Genomic DNA, 16,693 nt, shown 5'->3' with positions numbered 1-16,693 from the left:
TTGACAGTGTGGCATGGATTGCTAATCAGGCTCCCGAGGTAACGTCCTCGATCCCGTGACGGGATTTGAATGTCCGGGAACGGCCCGGCCCTCTTCTCCGGGGCCGGCCCATGACGCGTTCCATGACCAGAATATCGAGCGCCGCGCCGCTGGTTCGGTGGTTCATCTCCTCCGCGACGCTGACCGTTCCCCAGGCGGCCGGCCCTGTCGCCTTCGCGCTGGTCGCCCTTGCTCTGACGGGCGACACCAGCGGCGGGGCGGGGATGATCCTGGCGATGACGCTGGCCCAGGTCGCCGGCGCCATCCCGATCACCCGGGCGGGGCATGGCTTGCCGCCGACGACCTTCCTGCGCCTGCTGGTGATCTTTCGCACGGTGGCCCTCGCTGTCGTCGCCCTGCTGGCGCATTACGCAGCGCCCTTCATCTGGCTGGTGGCGTTCTCGGCGCTCGCGGGGGCCGTGAACGGCGCCGCCTTCGGATATCTGCGGACCGTTCTCAACCAGCTCGCACCACCGGCGAAGCTGCCGAGAGCGCTCGGCATTGCGGCCACGCTCAACGAGGTGACGTTCGTCCTGGCTCCCGTCGCGGCTTCCGGGCTGGGCACCCTGTCGCCCGTGTTCGCCGTTCTGGTCATCGCCGCTCTCGGCGCGATTCCGGCCCTGCTCGTTCCGACCGTCGGGTCGATGGCGACGGAGGAGATGCATCAGGCCGATGCCTCGATCATCAGCCCGGCGATCCTGCTCTGGCTGATCTGCGCGGCGGCGGGTAGCTCGACCGTGGCGGCCTTGGAGATCGGCGCCGTCGCGCTGGCGCTGCATTTCGGCTACGCGCCCGCCCTGGCGATCCTTTTCACCGTCCCGCTCTGTATCGCCTCGGTGCTCGGCGGTGTCTGGGTCAGCGTCCGCAACCGCATGGGAAGCCGCCGCGCCGTCCTGATCCAGCTGATGATCATGACGGCCGGTGCCATCCTCGCCGCGCTACAGATATCGATGACGGTCACGGTCCTCGGCGCCGTGCTGATCGGAGGGGTCCTGGCTCCCCTCGGCACCTATTATTCGCTTGTCCTCGATTCCCTCGCGCCTCCCAGGAAGCGGCCCGAGGTCTTCGCTCTGCTGCGGACAGCGAATGCGATCGGGATCATCATCGCCAGCGCGGTCATGACGGCCGTTTCGCTGTCGACGGCCCTGATCGTGGTGAGCTGCCTGATGGTCACGGTCGTGCTCGTCGTCGCCGCCTCCTCGCCACGGAACCGGGGCGCGCGGTAGCCGTTGATCTCGGACGTCCCGCATGGGCGCAATCCCTGGGGAACATTCATGGCGCCGCGAGCAATCTGGAAGGGCATCCTCAAGGTCGCCGAAGTCACGTGCCCGGTGGCGCTCTACACCGCCGCGTCGACCAGCGAGCGCATCTCCTTCCACACGCTGAACCGCAAGACCGGCCATCGCGTCCATCGCCAGTTCATCGACGCTGTCACGGGCAAGCCGGTCGAGAAGGAAGACCAGGTCAAGGGATATGATCGCGGCGACGGCGACTACATCATGCTGGAGCCGGAGGAGATCGCCGAGGCTATTCCTGAAAGCGACAAGACACTCGATGTCGCGACCTTCCTGCCTTGCGACGAGATCGACGACCTGTTCTTCGACCGGCCTTATTATGTGACGCCGAGCACGCCCGTCGCAGCCGAGGCCTTCGCGCTGATCCGCGAGGTCATGGCGAGCCGCGAGACCGCCGCCCTGGCGCGCACCGTGATCTTCCGGCGGATGCGCTCGATCCTGATCCGGCCGCACGATGCCGGGATGATCGCGACGACCCTCAATTTCGACTACGAGGTGCGTCCGGTGGAGAGCGCCTTCGACGACATCCCGAAGCTGAAGATCGAGGGCGAGATGCTGGAGCTCGCCGAGCACATCATTCGGACCAAGGCCGGCCGCTTCGACCCCAAGGCCTTCGACGATCGCTACGAGACCGCGCTGGCCGAACTGGTCAAGGCGAAAATCGAAGGCCGCAAGATCAAGCCGGTGAAGCGGAGCGAGCCCGCCAAGGTCGTCAATCTGCTCGATGCTCTCAGGCAGAGCGCCAAGCCTGGCAAAAGCGGCAAATCGGCCGACAAGCTGGCGGCCAAGGCCGAGCCGCGGCGCAAGGCGGGCTGATCACTTCCGGGGTTCGAGGCTGCGCTTGAGCGCATCCATGATACTGATGACATTGCCTTCGCTGGCGGCCGGCGCGTCTTTTCGGGCCGGTTTGCGGCCCTTCTGCTTGGCCTTGATGATATCCAGCAATTCGTCCTGAACCGGATCCTGCACGAGCTCCGGCGACCAGTCCTTCGTGCGCGAGGCGATGAGCTTCTCCATGAGCGCGCGCATATCGGGCTCCGGCTTGGCTTTCCCGATGTCGGTGAAATAATCCCCCTCGTCACGGACCTCGTCGCCATAACGCAGCGTCCAAAGCACGATGCCCCTGTCGCGCGGCTCCAGCAGCACGGCCCGTTCGCGCCGGTAGAGCACGACGCGGGATATGCCGACGGTCCTGGTCGCTTTCATCGCCTCGCGGATCACGGAAAAGGCTTCGTCGCCGATCTTGCCGTCCGGCACGAGGTAATGCGGCGTGTCGTACCAGATCCAGCCGACGGAGGAGCGCGGCGCGAAGAGCTCGATATCGATGGTGCGCGTGCTGTCCAGCGCCACGGCGTCGAGCTCGTCGTCATCCAGCATGACGTAGTCGTCGTCGCCCTTGGGATAGCCCTTGACCTCGTCGTCATCGCTGACCGGCTTGCCGGTGACCGCATCGACGAAGCGGCTCTGGATGCGATGCCCCGTCTTGCGGTTCAGCGTGTGAAAACGGACTTTCTCGCTCTCGGAGCGTGCCGGCATCATCGCCACCGGGCAGGTCACGAGCGAGAGCTTGAGATAGCCTTTCCAGAATGTCCGTTGCGCCATGGAAGCCTCTTCGATCGGACGCGAAACGCATCGGCTGCCTATCCGTTCCGATGCTGCCGCCCGCAGGTCAGGAACGGCCGAGCTTCTTGATCGCCTCCGCGAGAGGCCGCTCGGCTTCGTCATAGTCCGCCCAGGCCTTGCTCGCGGCCAGCAGCTTCGGAACGGTGCGAATGGTGTAGCGGGCTGGGTCGAGCCCGACCTTCACCTGCGGCCAGGTCAGCGGCATCGAGACATGTGCTCCCGATCTCGCGCGCGGCGATAACGGCGCCACCGCCGTCGCCATCCGGTCGTTGCGGAGATAGTCGAGGAAGATGCGCCCCTCGCGCAGGCGCTTGGCCATGTTGATGACATAGCGCTCCGGCTCGTCGGCTGCGATCTGCCCACAGACACGGCGGGCGAAATCCTTGGCTGCCGGCCAGTCCGGGGCGTTGCGGCCGGGCTTCGCCAGCGGCGTCACGACATGGAGACCTTTGCCGCCGGTGGTCTTGCAGAAGCTGACGAGGCCGAGCGCATCGAGCCGCTCCTTCATCGTTTTGGCCGCAGCGATCACCGCATCGAAGGAAACGCCCGGTCCCGGATCGAGATCGAAGACCAGCCGCCCGGGAACCTCGGGCTCGCCGGGCCGGCAGTTCCAGGGATGCAGTTCGATCCCGCCGATCTGGGCGGTGGCGATCAGGGCCTGGATCCGGTCGATCTGGAGATAGGGCTTCCTGTCGCCGGAAATCTTCACCAGCTCGAACAGGCTCGACGTTCCCAAACCGGCATGGCGCTGGAAGAAGATTTCGCCCTCGATCCCGTCGGGCGCCCTGAGCAGCGAGCAGGGCCGGCCCTGGATATGCGGCAGCAGCCAGGCCCCGACGGTTTCGAAGTAGCGGACGAGATCGAGTTTCGTGGCGGGCTCGCCGTCCTCGGCATCGGGCCAAAGCGGCTTGTCGGGCTTGGACAGCGGCACGCCGAGCACATCGACCCGGCCGCCGCGCGCTGGCGCGGGGTTCGGCGGGGCGGCTTTTGCTGCTGGCGCCGGCAGCTCGGTCTCGACCTCCGCCGCGGGCTTGTCCTCGCGCAGGCCCTTGAAGGCGGCCTGACGGACCATGCCGTCGCCGGTCCAGCCTGCGAACTCGATCTCGGCGACAAGGGCGGGCTCGACCCAATGGACGCCGGCCGCTCGACGCGGGGCGCCTTTGCCCGTGAAGGGCGAGGTTTCGGCCTCATGCTCCTTGAGGCGCGGCAGCAGCTTTTCGACCTTTGCGGCGCCATAGCCGGTGCCGACCCGGCCGATATAGATGAAATGCGGACCGCGATGGACGCCGACGAGAAGCGAACGGAACTTGCCCGCCGTGGTCGCCCAGCCGCCGATGACGACCTCGTGGCCGGCGCGGCATTTCGCCTTCGTCCATGTGTCGCTGCGGCCGGAGATGTAGGGCGCATCGCCCTGCTTGGAGACGATGCCCTCGAGCGACAGGCGGCAGGCGGATTTCAGCACCGCATCGCCGCCGGTCTCGAAATGTTCGACATAACGGAGCGTGACGCCGTCGGCCGCGTCCCGTATCAGCGCAGCCAGTCTTTCCTTGCGGGCAAGGAGTGGCTGCTTGCGCCAATCCTCGCCTTCGAGAAAGAGCAGGTCGAAGGCGAAGAAGACGAGGTTCTCGGTCTTCTCCTCTGACAAGGCGGCCTGAAGCGCAGCGAAATCCGGCGCACCATGGTCGTCGAGCGCAACGACCTCGCCATCGATGATGCAGTCCGGCAGCTCCTTGAACGCCTTGGCGACGGCACCGAACCTCCTGGTCCAGTCGAGCCCCTTGCGCGTCTTCAGCGTGACTTTGCCTGCGACGATGCGTGCCTGGATGCGGTAGCCGTCGAACTTGATCTCGTGGACCCAGCCCCTGCCTGCCGGCGGCCGCTCCACGCTCCGGCAGAGCTGCGGTGGGACGAAGCTGGGCACATCGGTCGCCGCCGCCTTGCGCGCTTTCGGGCGGGCGGTCCCGGCCTTGTTGCGCACCGGCCTGCCTGCGCGCTCCTCGGCCGCCAAGCCCTGCTTGCTGTCCCAGACCGCATCTGCGTCGACCGCCTGCTCGGCCAGGAGGAAGGGCTTGGGCGAGCGCCCGCGTCCGGCCGCGATGGCCTTCATCGTCCGGCCCGAGGCCACCGAAGCGTCGCCCTTCAGGATCGCATCGCCATCGGAATCGACAGCATGGTCGTCGCGGTGCTTGATCAGCAGCCAGTTGGTGCGCTTGCCGCCGTCACGGTCGTGCTTCATCCGCACCAGCACGAAGCTGCCTTGCAGCCGCTTGCCGTCGAGCGTGAACTTGAGGTCGCCCTTCTCGAGCTGGCGCTGCGGGCTGAGCTTGCCTTCGGGCTCCCAATAGCCGCGATCCCAAAGCTGCACCGTGCCGCCGCCATATTGCCCTTTCGGGATCGTCCCCTCGAAATCGCCATAGGCGAGCGGATGGTCCTCGACCTCGACCGCGAGGCGCTTGTCGGCGGGATCGAGCGAGGGACCGCGCGTCACCGCCCAGGACTTGAACACGCCGTCGAGTTCCAGGCGCAGGTCGTAATGGAGCCGCGTCGCGTCATGCTTCTGGATGACGAAGCGCAGGCGGTTTGAAGGAGCCACTGCGATCGAATCGCTCGGCTCCCTGGTCTTCTTGAAATCGCGCTTGGTGCGATAGATCTTCAGCTTTTCCACGAAACACCATCCGATGCGAACCCGCGGAGGGAGGTGAATGAAGATCAGCCGGTGCCGGGCTCGATAAGGCGAGCAGGCTTGGTCGACGGGAGAGCGCCGGAACCCGGCGTCGCCTCCTTGTTCGTCTGCGACTCCTTCGCATGGGGGCCGGCGGGAGGCGTGTGCCGGTCCTGCGCGCGCTGCTTCTGATTGCCCTCGGCAATGATCTTCGGACCCTTCATCGCATCGTCGGCAGCGTCTTCGCGCTTTTCGGGTGGCCGCTGGTTCGGCTCGGTCGGGCCGTTGGTGCTGCCATTTCGCTCGTGGTGACGGTCGATCATCGCATGCCCTTTCTGAAAGTGTTGCTGGAACAACGCTGGCGCGCCCCGATCGTTTCGAAGAACAGCAAAAATGCCCGGCTCCAGGCGGAGCCGGGCTACGCAACCTCGACCGATCAGAGCGCCGGATCGCTCCGCAGGTTCTCGTCGCGATGCTCGCCGCCGAGCATGGCCGCCCAGGCAGCCGCAGCCGCACCGACCAGCAGCGCAGCCGCCGTCAGGAAGGCGGTCAGAACAGCAATCTTGCGCGCACGCTCCGCTGCCTGCTTGGCGGTTTCCTTGGCCTGCGAGATCCGGGCATAGGCATCGTCGATGCGCTTCTGCGCATCCTGCTCGCTGATGCCGGAACGCGCGGCGAGCCGCGAAGCAAGATAGTCCCGGTCACCTTGCTCGATCTTGCCGTTCTTCAGTGCGTTGATGAAGATTCTGGAGGCTTCGTCGCGCTCCTCTGCGGTCGGCGGCTGCTGACCATTCGCGCGCATGACATTGTCGAGCGCCATCGCGAGCGGATCGATATTCTGCGAGACCAGTGATGCTGCGCCGGAGCTGGCGCTGGCGACGCCGCTGGCCGCCGTCTTCGCCGCACCGAACAGCGACGAGGTCGCGACGACGGTGATCAGCAGCGCGCCGGTCGCCCAGACGAGCAGGCCATGGGTGGCATCCCGCACCTTGCGCTCCTCGCCATTGGCATCGAAGCTCGGCTGGCGCATCCGTCCCGCGAGGTAGCCGCCGGCCATGGTCGCCGAAGCCATGACCCAAAGCGCCCACAGAGCGCCTGCAACCGCCAGCGCCGTGGCGCTGGAGCTCTTCTCGAAATCGGCGGAGACCATTGACAGGCCGATCGCCGAGCCGAAGACCGTCATGATGGTCGAGATGGCGGTCGCGATCACCGCGCCGCCGATGATCGGTCCCCACTGCACATAGGAGCGAGACTCCTTGTTGACGGTCACGGGAGCGACGACGACGTCCGTTCCAGACATGGACATGGCGAATTCCTATCGAAGACCGAGGAATGACAGGATGGCCATGATGACCACCACGAGACCGACGAGGTAGATGATGCTGTCCATGAGCCCCTCCTGCTGATGAGCGAAAGTGAGGGCGAAACGGCTGGCGCTGCGGATAGGTTCCTGAAGCTCTCGCGGCAGGACGGATCAATTGGTGATGGAGCTTGCGCTTCCTCACCGCCGGGGCGCAGGCCGTCACATCCGCGATGACGAGAGCCGGATGTCGGCGGTGCTGTCGACGCCCGAATGAAGGGGCAGGGCAGGGAGCGTGACGACGTCGAGCCTGAGCTGGCTCGCCTCCCGGAAGACAGCAACCGTCATGCCCCCCGGCCGCGGTGAAGCATTACCTGGCGGCGATCGAGACGCTCGCCGAAACAGTCCGCGCCAACGCGGCGTTCGCAGCGGAATCAAAAGCCGCCCTGCGCGACCTGATCGCGACAGTGACGGTTCACCCGGCCGAGGCCGGAACAGCTCCAGAGATTTCGATCGAAGGCCACCTGACGAAGATGATCGGCGGCGATCATTTCCCCACCCGCAAAGCTTGAGGGGGTGAAGTGGTAGCGGGAGAGGGACTCATGCCCGCCCCCCTCACAGAACAAATCGGGTTCAGCTACCGGGCGACGGCAACAAGGGCCACGGGCTGACGATGGGAATGGTGACGATCGGAGCATATGCGCTCGTGCGTCTTGCGCGGCTAAACCAGTGCCCTTATCAAACTCTCATGATAGGTGCTGCTGTGGCTCGACCTGAACATCTGCCTGAGTTTCAGAATCCGCCTCTCGATGAGGTCGTGATTGGAATCCAATTCGAGCCAAACGCGGCTTATCAGCAGATCTTCGCGGGCGAGGTCTGGGGGTTATTCCGAGACAGGTTTCCAAAAGTGGAGGAGAAGCCGCCTCTCCAGCCTGTGTTCGAGACGTTCGGCCCTCCGACGCCCCCGCAGCAGAATCTGCAGCTGTTTTCAGGAGCAAGTCACGATCGGTTCTGGTTTCTCACCAATGAAGGTGAAGAGCTCCTGCAGTTCCAGCATGATCGATTCCTCCATAATTGGCGCCGGCGCGGCAACGTCAATCTGGTTTATCCTCGGTTCGAGCCTATGCTCGATAAATTCGCTGGCGAATGTAAGGAGATTGAGGACTACTTCAATTCGCTTGAAAAGGGGCCGTTGGCGATCAATCAGTGCGAGTTGTCGTACATTAATATCTTGAGGGGAAGTTTACCTACATTCGCTGAGGGGGCGAAATGGTTGCGATTTCTCGATGCCTCTAATGTTGGGGCAACGGATGACTTTAACGTTGTATTTCGAAAAGTAATTGAGAGAAACGGAGGGCCAATCGGTCGGCTTTATTGCAATGCTGCCTCGGCCGTGGTCGCTTCGGCAGATGGCGGAGCGGAGCAGGCCATCCGGTTCGATTTGACTGTTCGAGGCGTCCCTGCGGAACCTTCCCTCGGTGGGGCACTTGAATTCATGCGAATTGCGCGCGACATCATTGTTCAGAAATTCGCAACCTTGACGACTGATTCTGCCCATGAGGCATGGGGAAGATTGAAATGACCGCGCTGTGGGAACAGACCACCACCGCAGGCCGCTTCGGCAATGTGGTTCAGTTACCGAACAATACGCGTGCTGTCGTGCCACCAGCCCATCAGAACTGGTCCCATATGATTGTCACGCGACTGGAGCATTTGACAGCTCTTCCCCGGGGTTGGGACGGCTACAATGCTGGACCTGTTCGATTTGGAACCGCGTCGTTTGCGCTGAACCTGCTTCAGAGAGTTTGCCCAGCGGACGGTGAAGCGCCAGCGATTGTGCCGGGGGCGCGAGGCGACTTGCAGATCGAGTGGCACTCTGACGACACCGACATCGAGCTCCACGTCTTGGCGCCGTATCGAGTTCGGGCATGGCGGTGCGGGCCGATGACTCCAGAGGACGGGGAAGAGTTCGAACTTACCTCGGACTTTACTCGCGTTCGGGAGTGGGTGCAGTCCTTTGCGGAGAGCGCAGTTGCCGCTAACGCCGCCGCCGCGTGATGAGAACGGCAACACGAAGCCGCACGACCATCCGCAGCTTCAAAACGAACACGGAATTATCCGGCGCATATCCGCTGACCTCGTAATTGAGAAGGGCGGTCGCCGGAGAATTTCGAGCATGGCTTATCAAGGCTCGACGGTGGACGGCGGCATGTCGGTTGATCTTGAGCCGAGCATTATCGAGGCGGGGACTGATCCTCGCGAACATGTAACTAGCCCGAAATGGATCGCCTCCGTCCGGTTTACAGTCGAGCAACTCCGGAGCCTTGAATTACAGGTTGGCTTTGATCCGCAGGCTGACAACCCGCACCACGGTCAGGCTTGGGGAGCGTTTCCCGGCGGCAAGCGGAAAAGGCTCGCCGCAGCGGCAGCTTGGTTCGTCCCACTCGATGATGTGGATTTAATCTGACGTCAGCTTGGGAAGCGGTGGCAACCCGCTCTTGCGCAAGCGCCGCGTTCCCCATCACCGCGCTAGCAGCACCATCCACACCAGTACACCCGCGACCACCCACGCCACCGCGACGAGCGCCGCCTCGGCATGGGTCCGGATCGCGCGCCGCCACGAGGGCAGCGCGGCGCGACGCGCCCGTTCCTCTCGATTGTCACGGCCGATCTGCTGCCAATGACCCATCAGAACAGGTCATCCTTGAAGGGCTCGACCGTCGTCGGGTCGTCGTCGCCTTCGCCAGCCTTGTTGACGCGCTTCGAAACGATCCATTCGCGGAGGTCGCGCGGCGGCTGCTTCAGCAACTCCATACCGCCCGAGCCGTCGAGCCAGGCGTCGAAGTCCTGCTTCAGCAGCATGCAGGGCATCCGGTCGTGGTACTGCGCCGTCCAGGCATTGGCCTCCCGCACGATCATGGTACAGGTCGTGCTCTCTTCGCCGGTCTCCGGATTGCGCCAGCGCTCGTAAAGGCCGGCGAAGGCCAGAAGATCGCCATCGGCCGCCGAGAAGAAATGCGGCACCCGATCCTTTTTCTCACCGGTCCATTCGAAAAAACCCGAGGCGGGGATAATACAGCGCCGGCTCTTATACGCATGCTTGAAGGTGCCGCTCGTCTCGACAGTCTCGACGCGCGCGTTGAAGGTGGCGAGCTTGAAATCCTTCAGCCCGCCCTTGTGCCAACCGGGGATCAAACCCCAGCGCGCTTTGCGCAGCTCGCGGCCCGCCTCGGTCAACACGATGATGTCGACCTCGGTCGTCGGAGCGATGTTGTAACGCGCCCGCAGGTTCGGCCGGTCGGCCGGCACCGTCAGAGGCTGGCTGAAGGCAACGATCTCATCCCAGGTATAGGCTTGGCTAAATCGACCGCACATAGCTACCTCACTTCTGCCGAGGCGGTAAGGCAGCCAGAATGCGCTTCATGTCCTCATGCTCGGCACTGTCCTTTGTGACCAACCAGCGAGCCCTGTGCATGTGCCAGGAGAGGCCGGCGGTTCGTAGCGCCGACCTGAAGGCCTTGGGATCGATATCTGCTGCCTTGGCCATGGCAATCGCATCGGTTTGATCCGACATTTCGCTACTCCTCGCCGCCGACACGCCGGCGCCGCTCCCCCGGCGCCGTCTCGGCCGGGAGCATGTCTGCCTTGCCGCCATCGATCAAGGTGAGGCCTCGCATCGAGGGCGGGAGGTCCGGTGGCGGGTTAGCCTTCAGGTCCGGGCAATAGCCACCACAGGCGAACTGCGGATCGGCCACCAGGCGCCCTCCTTTCGAGCGCGGACGGTTCGGGCAGGTCGCATGAAAGCGCGTCAGCAAGGACTCGATCGTCTCGGTCGCACCGAACTTCTCAGCCAGCCTCGCCAGGCGCGCGTCGCCGTGGCGCCGGCACTTCGCGCACCGGAAGCGCACGATGATCCAGCGATAGAATTCCAGCGTCGTGTGCAGCCCCGGCAGCTCGCTCACGATTCCTTTTCGCGGACGGGCCGAGCCCCCTCTGAAAACAGGCCACGCAGAAAGCCGCGCGAGTAGGAACGGTCGGCATCGCTGGCCAGCCGCTCGCTCTCAGCCAAAAGCATAAGATAGCTCTGCGCCAGCGCCTGAAAGGCCGCCCGCTCGAACCCCTGATGCTCATCGAGCAAATCTTCGATCAGCGATGAGATTTCGGCGTCGAGCGTCGAATCCTCGACCTGCTGTTCGGCTGGCTGGGCTGACATCGTTCCAGTCCTCTGATATGAGAACATTAAGAGAACAGACAGCCCGCAGGAGTCAAGACCATGGCCGAGATCGAGACCTTCGTCATCCAGCCCTTCCACATCCACCGCAAGAAGCTCACGCCGTCGCCAAAGTCGTCAGCGAAGAGCAGTGGCCAGGCGCTCATCGACGGCCGCCGCATTGCCTCCAGCAGGCCCGGCGCCGCGGTTCTTCGCATCCTCGCCGACGATGAAACCGGCGAGCCGTCGAGCATCGAGGTGATCGGGCGCTTCGGCGAGATCCCAGAGGAATTCGAGGAGCAGATCAGAGCGCTTTGAGGCCGCGATGAGGGCAAGGGGTCAACCCACCGACACGCAGATCAATCGTGACTATCCGCATCAGATCGCGGTGCCGCTCTTTGAAGGCCGGACCATGGGTTATGTGAATCCGTCAGGGCCTCTATCCAGCCTCTGCAGGATTCGCTTCGGCGTAAGCGACGGCGTGAGGAGTTATGAGATCTTCTGCTTCGGCGATCGGGGCCAGGCAGAGCAATTTCGCGAAGCAATCAAGGGCGAGGATTTCGACTCCCGCGATCGCGCCGGCGCGATATGGCATCGCGGCCGCGGCAAGCGCCGGGACGCCAGTCGCGCTCGAAAGGGGTATTGGTAGCGGCCACATTAGAGATTCGCAGATGCCGTTCCCGCCCGATAGCCCGCCGCACGTCTATTCAATCCTCGCCGGCCGGGAGGTTTCCACCTGGTCGGAAGAGTGGAAGATCGAATGCGAGGTGCGGTTCCTCGCCGGCCTGCCGCTCGGCCAGCGCAATGACGCCCTCGACGGTGTGAAGGACGGGTTGAAGGGCATGAAGGCATTTCGCGGGGATGCCGCTGTGGCCCAACTCCGCGCGGAGATCGATCGCTACGCGATGTTGAAGGCCAAACCATGATCCGTAGCGTTCTCTGGATCGAGCGGGTCAGGCCGCGACCGGGCGGTCCAGAGCACCCTCACCAGACGAAGCGCGGCTTCCGGTTGGCCGATCCGAAGCATGGCAACCGTCAGCACGTCACGGCGAATGCGGTCTATGTGGAAACCCTCGAAGAAGCCGCCGCTCTGATAGAGCGCGGCTTCTGGATCTGGATGAGCCAACCCGGCAAGCGGCCATCGCTCATCTCGCCAGACGCAGTTTGGGTTGAATACGCAAGACAACAAAAAAGCCCCGCGAGCCGGAGCTGACGGGGCTAAGTCCGATGCAAAACCCGTCAGTTCTAGAGAATGAACCAAGAAGCTTCTGGATTGACCAACCCGCTTAGGCGAATGATCCCCTCGTAATCGGCGTCGGAGTCCGTGTTAAGTAGGAGGCACGTTTCACCTCCGAACTGAGTGTATCGCACTTCGCCGGGGCCATTGAATGCTTGAGTGCCAACAAATTTGAAGGCCTGATCACCCGCCAACCCATCATTCGCGTCAATGAAATTGAGGCTGATTCGATCGCCGCTAGCATACGAAAAGTCGCGCACCAGGTCGGTCGTGGACGTACGAATGGACAGATCTGAAATGTTCCGAAAGATGAATAGATCTGAGCCATAGTTACCTGACAGCGTATCCGCGCCAGCGCCTCCTTCTATGATATCGTTCCCCTCTCCACCGACAATTACATCATTTCCGGACAGGCCAAGTAACGTGTCGTTCCCTGCCTCTCCACTTAAGACATTATTCTCAGCATTGCCGTTGATTCGATTGTCCAGCTCATTGCCGGTTCCGTAGATTCCGCTAAGCATCACTAGATTTTCAACATTGGCTCCGAGAACGTGGTTGCCAGCAGAGCGGACCGTATCCAGGCCAGAGTCCGGCTTCTCAATGATAAATTCTGCCAGTTCATCGGTGTAATAGACATCGTTGCCCATACCGCCTTCTAGCCGATCGCGACCAGCGCCACCGATAAGCACATCGTCGCCATCGCCTCCCACCAACCAGTCGTCGCCAGCTGTGCCCTGCAACGTCTCGCTGCTGTCCGTTCCTGTAATTTTGGACTGTGCCCAGTTTATGGAGCGCTGACTGCCATCGTCGTTCTGAAAAACCGTCTGCAAAATCTCGCCGGTAGCATCATACGCGTCACGATAAGATAACCAATTATAGCGCGATAGATCGTCGTATTCGATTAGCCACGACTGGCCGTTATCATAACTTCCAATCTGCCTATCGAGAAGCCCAGATGCTGTAAATGAAGTAGTCTTTTCAGTCCAATTATATATATTTGGATATGAGTCGTACTCAATCACATCCTTCGAACCGTTATCATACTTTATCTCACAGTAGTCCAGAACCCCGTTTCGGAGCTTTCCGACAAAGGTTGTTTTTACTGACCAGTCATACCGATTGTCTTGGTCGTAGTCGACGAAGTGTGCATACGTCCTAGGGCTATCTAGATCATACTCAAACCAGCGAAAATCGAGACGACCCTCAGCATCGTAGGTATTAACGTAGCGCATCCATGCATAGGCATCAGCGGTGTCGGAGACCGAGATCCAGCTCGCCCCGCTCCCGGGAACCGGTGTGGTCGGGCCACCAAACCAGTAAGCGGCCTCCGGCCCAAAATACAAACTATTTATCTCGCCACTGATTGCGATATTTTCAATGCCGAAGAACTCTTTTGACTGATAGAAAAACGGGTTCTCATAATTGTTATAAGCAAAGCCCGGATGGATCGTATCCAAGTCAACAAATGATCCCTGCCAGCCAGGCAGAATTGACTTTTTCACATCGAGATCCGGCCATTGAGCGCGGGCCTCCTCAACTGATAACGGTTCGCCGCCCCCTTTTGGCTCAAAATAGGTCCCGAAAGTGGGATCGAACCACATCCACTTTCCATCAATAAATAATTCAGTTGTCGTGTGGTTACCTTGGAACGGCACGTTATAGAAATTGACCGTTCTCGTCGGTACGCCAACGCTTTCAAATAAATCTACCAATAAGATGTGGCGCCAACCGCAACTGCTTCCGTTCTGAGGATCAGCAGCACTTTGAGCGTCTGTCGGCTCAGGCCCATAGCCGCCCGGCAACAAAGAGCTCCATATCCATGCATTAATAACCTTGGCTGCGCTCTCCAGCGAATTAACGTTGTCCTGAACGTACTGCGCCAAAATCTCATAGTTGGAATTCACAGCAGCTTTCCCGTTGACACAAATTCCGGCCACTTCCGTGCCGTCAGTACCACGGTCGCTTCCCGGCGTCAGCACGGTCGCATTAAGACAATCGTTCCGATTAATCCCGCGTCGTGGTTCCGAAAAAAAAGGCCGCCGCTCCCGAAGGAACGACGGCCCGAGATGAGGGAGGAATCGCTCAAGCAGGGCAGGCCGGGTTGCGCCGGCCAGATGAAAAGCGGCCTAGGGCCGTGATGGCGTTGGTGGTTGGACCATCATCATGCGGTCCAATAGCGCTTCAATTCGAGCCGTAGAGCGCAACACGTTGCGGACATCCCCGGCCAGTTCCGCCGTCTTCTGGCGGTCAGCAGCGGCCGACATGCGGGCTTCCTTTGCTTCAGCCTCGACGGTGTCCATCCGCTTTTCGATGCGAACGATTGATTCCGCCGCTTTCTGGTCAGCGGTGCGGGCATCGGCCCACCAGACGACGCTACCGACCAGCAGGACCGGCAACGCGCCCGCAAAGGCCGCCACCACGCGCCCGAAGAACTTTCCGTCGTCGTTGACCTTCATGCTCATGGCGCCCATCCGCAAGCGCCGATGCCCTTTGCGTTATGGGCATCGACTTGTCGTTTCGTGTCGTCGGTGTCTTTCTTCGAGCCATAGATCGGCGCGAAGATGGTGCAGCCCTCGACCTTAATCGCGGTCGAACTGGCGCACGCGGCTGTCATCGCCGCTATCAAGCCGGCGGCGCTCAGTTTCAGCGCGGTCCTGTGCATCCGTCTGCCCCTTCTGGATTTCCGTGACGATAGTGGTTGCGCCTCGCTGCTCTGCGTCGCTGGAGATCTTCCAGTACGCGCCGAGGGCGAGGAGGAGGATGCCAAGGCCGATCCAGGCCTTGATGGGGAGGAGCGAGAGGAGCGGCATCACAGGCCTGCCAGGCAGAGTTCGAGCTCGCCAATGCGGCTGGCGTCGCCATTCTCACGGCGCAGGACGAGGCCGCGAATGGTCTTGCCGCCGGACTTGTTGAACCAGGTCACGGCATGGCACGCGGAGGTGTAGCTGCCGGCCTCGGCGCGGCGGGCCGCGGTCGATTTGCATATAGCCCCGGTGCCGACATTGTAGGCCGCGTCGAGCAAGGACGCCTGAAGGCTGATCGGCAGCTTGTCATAGCCCTTGATGCACTTCTGGAGCGGGCGCCTGTAGTCCTTCTCCAACGTCTCGTAGAGCATCGCCGCGCATTGCTCGTCGGTGTAGCGGTCGCCCTTCTGCACGCCTTTCGTTTCGCCTGTGCAGACGGTCCAGACCCTCCCGAGGCTGTCCCAGTAGGCGAGGTTCTTGGTCCCTTCCCATGGCGTCGTCAGATAGGTTGCTGTTAGCGCGACGAGGCCGAGACCGGACGCCAGCGCTGCCTTGGCTCGCTTACTCGCCATCGTCGCCTCCCGAGATGGATTTCTGGGCGACGAGCCGAGCGATGAAGGCGCCGGCCGTGACGATAAGGGAGGCGGCGGCAAACCAGCCGCGCGGTACGTCGACCACTTCACGGATGAGCGGCAAAGCGACCTCGGCTCCCGAGAGGACGCCGCCAAGGACGATGAGTTTGATCGACCAGGCATAGCGCAGCACGCGCCGCCAGTTGGGGACGGGTTCCATGGAGGCTCCGGGCAAAGAAAATCCCGCCAGAGGCGGGCGAAACGGCTTGGCGATGTGAGGAGCGCTAGATGCTCCAGCTCTGCGGCGTGGCCCATGCGGCGGAACCGGGTGCCGCCACGTAGTCGTCGATCGTCGGGAAGTAGTAGAGGAGATGGCTGGCGTAATAGCCGCCGGTCGACACAGCGCTCTGCACATTCGCGTTCAACGCGGCGATATTCGTCCGCCCGGAGTTGAACGAGAAGAACGACTTGGCATTGGCCGGAAGGCCGCCGAGCCCCCTCGTCAGCCCGTTCAGCGTCTGCCCCTTCACCAGATAGCCGATGGTCGGGTCGGCCATCAGGTGGACGCCGTCAGCCGTCATGAACAGCTGGGCATGATTGCCCACCGCCCCGCCGTTCCAGCCGATGATCTTCGGCTCGACGCCCGGCGTCGGGTTCATCAGCTTATAGAGCTCGCGGGCCAGGATGCAGTAATTGTCGCAATTAATGTCGGCCGCAGCGAGATTGCTAGCGAGATCGAGGCCGCCGCCATTGCCATAGGGCTTCAGATCGAAGGCCAAGATGGTGGCGAAGGCGAGCTTGAGATTATCCTCCGGCAACGTCTGCAGCGCGGCGGGAAGATCGTTGATGAAGATGGAGCGGATCGAAGAATATAGCCCCGGGACAGTGCCGGCGGCATCGGCGATCACGGCCGCATGGGTGGAACTCGACAGGTAGGACATTGCTGTCTCCAGACATGAAAAAGCCGCCCGAAGGCGGCGGTGGGAATTTCGATTGTCCTCGGATGAAAGC

25 protein-coding genes are annotated in these 16,693 nt (G+C 62.3%); 9 read left to right on the top strand and 16 right to left on the bottom strand.

Annotation, left to right across the window (positions count from 1 at the left end; all coding sequences use genetic code 11):
- Positions 1–122 precede the first annotated feature (122 nt).
- Both ASE61_RS19505 and ASE61_RS19500 read left to right on the top strand, forming a co-directional pair.
- Positions 123–1,265, top strand: coding sequence for an MFS transporter (locus ASE61_RS19505; protein WP_156407167.1), 1,143 nt, complete (start codon positions 123–125; stop codon positions 1,263–1,265).
- Positions 1,266–1,313: 48 nt separating this feature from the next.
- Positions 1,314–2,150 (top strand): Ku protein, encoded by an 837-nt coding sequence (locus tag ASE61_RS19500; RefSeq protein WP_061969727.1) that lies wholly within the window; start codon positions 1,314–1,316, stop codon positions 2,148–2,150.
- On the opposite strand, the gene ASE61_RS19495 is transcribed toward ASE61_RS19500, so the two are convergent.
- The 5 genes from ASE61_RS19495 to ASE61_RS27435 all read right to left on the bottom strand — a co-directional run bounded on the left by ASE61_RS19495 (position 2,151) and on the right by ASE61_RS27435 (position 7,267).
- A complete protein-coding gene (locus tag ASE61_RS19495; protein ID WP_061969725.1) occupies positions 2,151–2,936 on the bottom strand; it encodes a Ku protein in 786 nt (261 codons plus the stop codon).
- Between the two features lie 67 nt (positions 2,937–3,003).
- Positions 3,004–5,622: a DNA ligase D gene (ligD, locus tag ASE61_RS19490; RefSeq protein WP_061969723.1), complete on the bottom strand. Its 2,619-nt coding sequence runs from the start codon at positions 5,620–5,622 to the stop codon at positions 3,004–3,006.
- 44 nt (positions 5,623–5,666) lie between these two features.
- Positions 5,667–5,942: a hypothetical protein gene (locus ASE61_RS19485; RefSeq protein ID WP_061969722.1), complete on the bottom strand. Its 276-nt coding sequence runs from the start codon at positions 5,940–5,942 to the stop codon at positions 5,667–5,669.
- Positions 5,943–6,055: 113 nt separating this feature from the next.
- Positions 6,056–6,925, bottom strand: a complete 870-nt coding sequence (locus ASE61_RS19480; protein ID WP_061969720.1) for a hypothetical protein — start codon at positions 6,923–6,925, stop codon at positions 6,056–6,058.
- Positions 6,926–7,141: 216 nt separating this feature from the next.
- The gene (locus ASE61_RS27435) at positions 7,142–7,267 is read right to left on the bottom strand and encodes a hypothetical protein (RefSeq protein ID WP_274532885.1); all 126 of its coding nucleotides are present in this window, start codon (positions 7,265–7,267) and stop codon (positions 7,142–7,144) included.
- A gap of 14 nt (positions 7,268–7,281) precedes the next feature.
- On the opposite strand from ASE61_RS27435, the gene ASE61_RS19475 reads away from it, so the two are divergent.
- The 4 genes from ASE61_RS19475 (at position 7,282) to ASE61_RS19460 (ending at position 9,386) form a co-directional block, all read left to right on the top strand.
- Positions 7,282–7,491: a hypothetical protein gene (locus ASE61_RS19475; RefSeq protein WP_061969718.1), complete on the top strand. Its 210-nt coding sequence runs from the start codon at positions 7,282–7,284 to the stop codon at positions 7,489–7,491.
- Positions 7,492–7,598: 107 nt separating this feature from the next.
- Entirely contained in the window at positions 7,599–8,501 is a 903-nt protein-coding gene (locus ASE61_RS19470; RefSeq protein ID WP_162260127.1) for a TIGR04255 family protein, read from the top strand.
- Positions 8,498–8,977 (top strand): hypothetical protein, encoded by a 480-nt coding sequence (locus ASE61_RS26620; protein ID WP_156407166.1) that lies wholly within the window; start codon positions 8,498–8,500, stop codon positions 8,975–8,977. Before ASE61_RS19470 ends, ASE61_RS26620 begins: the two co-directional genes overlap by 4 nt.
- 118 nt (positions 8,978–9,095) lie before the next feature.
- Positions 9,096–9,386, top strand: a complete 291-nt coding sequence (locus tag ASE61_RS19460) for a hypothetical protein (protein ID WP_061969713.1) — start codon at positions 9,096–9,098, stop codon at positions 9,384–9,386.
- 54 nt (positions 9,387–9,440) lie between these two features.
- Here ASE61_RS19460 and ASE61_RS26615 read toward each other — a convergent pair whose 3' ends face one another.
- The 5 genes from ASE61_RS26615 to ASE61_RS19440 are packed head-to-tail and all read right to left on the bottom strand — an operon-like array spanning position 9,441 to position 11,132.
- Positions 9,441–9,608 carry a hypothetical protein gene (locus ASE61_RS26615; protein ID WP_156407165.1) on the bottom strand — a complete coding sequence of 56 codons (168 nt, stop codon included), beginning with the start codon at positions 9,606–9,608 and terminating at the stop codon, positions 9,441–9,443.
- Positions 9,608–10,294 (bottom strand): SOS response-associated peptidase, encoded by a 687-nt coding sequence (locus ASE61_RS19455; protein WP_061969711.1) that lies wholly within the window; start codon positions 10,292–10,294, stop codon positions 9,608–9,610. Before ASE61_RS19455 ends, ASE61_RS26615 begins: the two co-directional genes overlap by 1 nt.
- 7 nt (positions 10,295–10,301) lie before the next feature.
- Positions 10,302–10,493: a hypothetical protein gene (locus ASE61_RS19450; RefSeq protein WP_061969710.1), complete on the bottom strand. Its 192-nt coding sequence runs from the start codon at positions 10,491–10,493 to the stop codon at positions 10,302–10,304.
- Positions 10,494–10,497: 4 nt separating this feature from the next.
- Positions 10,498–10,881 carry a hypothetical protein gene (locus ASE61_RS19445; RefSeq protein WP_061969708.1) on the bottom strand — a complete coding sequence of 128 codons (384 nt, stop codon included), beginning with the start codon at positions 10,879–10,881 and terminating at the stop codon, positions 10,498–10,500.
- Positions 10,878–11,132, bottom strand: a complete 255-nt coding sequence (locus ASE61_RS19440) for a hypothetical protein (RefSeq protein ID WP_061969707.1) — start codon at positions 11,130–11,132, stop codon at positions 10,878–10,880. The genes ASE61_RS19445 and ASE61_RS19440 overlap by 4 nt, the downstream gene beginning before the upstream one ends.
- 60 nt (positions 11,133–11,192) lie before the next feature.
- Between ASE61_RS19440 and ASE61_RS19435 the strand changes: the two genes are divergently transcribed.
- The 3 genes from ASE61_RS19435 (at position 11,193) to ASE61_RS19420 (ending at position 12,342) form a co-directional block, all read left to right on the top strand.
- Positions 11,193–11,447: a hypothetical protein gene (locus ASE61_RS19435; protein WP_061969705.1), complete on the top strand. Its 255-nt coding sequence runs from the start codon at positions 11,193–11,195 to the stop codon at positions 11,445–11,447.
- A 353-nt stretch (positions 11,448–11,800) separates the two neighbouring features.
- Positions 11,801–12,055 (top strand): hypothetical protein, encoded by a 255-nt coding sequence (locus ASE61_RS19425; protein ID WP_061969702.1) that lies wholly within the window; start codon positions 11,801–11,803, stop codon positions 12,053–12,055.
- Entirely contained in the window at positions 12,052–12,342 is a 291-nt protein-coding gene (locus tag ASE61_RS19420) for a hypothetical protein (RefSeq protein WP_061969700.1), read from the top strand. The genes ASE61_RS19425 and ASE61_RS19420 overlap by 4 nt, the downstream gene beginning before the upstream one ends.
- Positions 12,343–12,374: 32 nt before the next feature.
- Here ASE61_RS19420 and ASE61_RS19415 read toward each other — a convergent pair whose 3' ends face one another.
- The 6 genes from ASE61_RS19415 to ASE61_RS19390 all read right to left on the bottom strand — a co-directional run bounded on the left by ASE61_RS19415 (position 12,375) and on the right by ASE61_RS19390 (position 16,623).
- Positions 12,375–14,345: a transglutaminase domain-containing protein gene (locus ASE61_RS19415; protein WP_156407164.1), complete on the bottom strand. Its 1,971-nt coding sequence runs from the start codon at positions 14,343–14,345 to the stop codon at positions 12,375–12,377.
- A gap of 147 nt (positions 14,346–14,492) precedes the next feature.
- Entirely contained in the window at positions 14,493–14,828 is a 336-nt protein-coding gene (locus ASE61_RS19410; RefSeq protein WP_156407163.1) for a hypothetical protein, read from the bottom strand.
- 117 nt (positions 14,829–14,945) lie between these two features.
- On the bottom strand, positions 14,946–15,176 hold the full coding sequence (locus ASE61_RS19405; protein ID WP_061969696.1) for a hypothetical protein: 231 nt from the start codon (positions 15,174–15,176) through the stop codon (positions 14,946–14,948).
- Entirely contained in the window at positions 15,176–15,682 is a 507-nt protein-coding gene (locus tag ASE61_RS19400; RefSeq protein WP_061969694.1) for a lysozyme, read from the bottom strand. The genes ASE61_RS19405 and ASE61_RS19400 overlap by 1 nt, the downstream gene beginning before the upstream one ends.
- A complete protein-coding gene (locus ASE61_RS19395; protein WP_061969692.1) occupies positions 15,672–15,902 on the bottom strand; it encodes a hypothetical protein in 231 nt (76 codons plus the stop codon). Before ASE61_RS19395 ends, ASE61_RS19400 begins: the two co-directional genes overlap by 11 nt.
- Before the next feature lie 64 nt (positions 15,903–15,966).
- Entirely contained in the window at positions 15,967–16,623 is a 657-nt protein-coding gene (locus ASE61_RS19390; RefSeq protein WP_061969691.1) for a hypothetical protein, read from the bottom strand.
- Positions 16,624–16,693: the final 70 nt, after the last annotated feature.

The organism is Allobosea sp. Root670, assembly GCF_001429415.1.
In the GTDB taxonomy this organism is placed as follows: domain Bacteria; phylum Pseudomonadota; class Alphaproteobacteria; order Rhizobiales; family Beijerinckiaceae; genus Allobosea; species Allobosea robiniae.
This window is presented reverse-complemented; position numbering and strand designations above follow the sequence as displayed.

Excerpts from the sequence above, each read along its gene's own strand:
- ASE61_RS19505 (WP_156407167.1), top strand. The coding sequence starts at position 123 with ATGACCAGAATATCGAGCGCCGCGCCGCTGGTTCGGTGGTTCATCTCC.
- ASE61_RS19500 (WP_061969727.1), top strand. The coding sequence starts at position 1,314 with ATGGCGCCGCGAGCAATCTGGAAGGGCATCCTCAAGGTCGCCGAAGTC.
- ASE61_RS19495 (WP_061969725.1), bottom strand. The coding sequence starts at position 2,936 with ATGGCGCAACGGACATTCTGGAAAGGCTATCTCAAGCTCTCGCTCGTG.
- ASE61_RS19485 (WP_061969722.1), bottom strand. The coding sequence starts at position 5,942 with ATGATCGACCGTCACCACGAGCGAAATGGCAGCACCAACGGCCCGACC.
- ASE61_RS19480 (WP_061969720.1), bottom strand. The coding sequence starts at position 6,925 with ATGTCCATGTCTGGAACGGACGTCGTCGTCGCTCCCGTGACCGTCAAC.
- ASE61_RS27435 (WP_274532885.1), bottom strand. The coding sequence starts at position 7,267 with ATGACGGTTGCTGTCTTCCGGGAGGCGAGCCAGCTCAGGCTCGACGTC.
- ASE61_RS19470 (WP_162260127.1), top strand. The coding sequence starts at position 7,599 with ATGGTGACGATCGGAGCATATGCGCTCGTGCGTCTTGCGCGGCTAAAC.
- ASE61_RS26620 (WP_156407166.1), top strand. The coding sequence starts at position 8,498 with ATGACCGCGCTGTGGGAACAGACCACCACCGCAGGCCGCTTCGGCAAT.
- ASE61_RS19460 (WP_061969713.1), top strand. The coding sequence starts at position 9,096 with ATGGCTTATCAAGGCTCGACGGTGGACGGCGGCATGTCGGTTGATCTT.
- ASE61_RS26615 (WP_156407165.1), bottom strand. The coding sequence starts at position 9,608 with ATGGGTCATTGGCAGCAGATCGGCCGTGACAATCGAGAGGAACGGGCG.
- ASE61_RS19455 (WP_061969711.1), bottom strand. The coding sequence starts at position 10,294 with ATGTGCGGTCGATTTAGCCAAGCCTATACCTGGGATGAGATCGTTGCC.
- ASE61_RS19450 (WP_061969710.1), bottom strand. The coding sequence starts at position 10,493 with ATGTCGGATCAAACCGATGCGATTGCCATGGCCAAGGCAGCAGATATC.
- ASE61_RS19440 (WP_061969707.1), bottom strand. The coding sequence starts at position 11,132 with ATGTCAGCCCAGCCAGCCGAACAGCAGGTCGAGGATTCGACGCTCGAC.
- ASE61_RS19435 (WP_061969705.1), top strand. The coding sequence starts at position 11,193 with ATGGCCGAGATCGAGACCTTCGTCATCCAGCCCTTCCACATCCACCGC.
- ASE61_RS19425 (WP_061969702.1), top strand. The coding sequence starts at position 11,801 with ATGCCGTTCCCGCCCGATAGCCCGCCGCACGTCTATTCAATCCTCGCC.
- ASE61_RS19420 (WP_061969700.1), top strand. The coding sequence starts at position 12,052 with ATGATCCGTAGCGTTCTCTGGATCGAGCGGGTCAGGCCGCGACCGGGC.
- ASE61_RS19410 (WP_156407163.1), bottom strand. The coding sequence starts at position 14,828 with ATGAGCATGAAGGTCAACGACGACGGAAAGTTCTTCGGGCGCGTGGTG.
- ASE61_RS19405 (WP_061969696.1), bottom strand. The coding sequence starts at position 15,176 with ATGCCGCTCCTCTCGCTCCTCCCCATCAAGGCCTGGATCGGCCTTGGC.
- ASE61_RS19400 (WP_061969694.1), bottom strand. The coding sequence starts at position 15,682 with ATGGCGAGTAAGCGAGCCAAGGCAGCGCTGGCGTCCGGTCTCGGCCTC.
- ASE61_RS19395 (WP_061969692.1), bottom strand. The coding sequence starts at position 15,902 with ATGGAACCCGTCCCCAACTGGCGGCGCGTGCTGCGCTATGCCTGGTCG.
- ASE61_RS19390 (WP_061969691.1), bottom strand. The coding sequence starts at position 16,623 with ATGTCCTACCTGTCGAGTTCCACCCATGCGGCCGTGATCGCCGATGCC.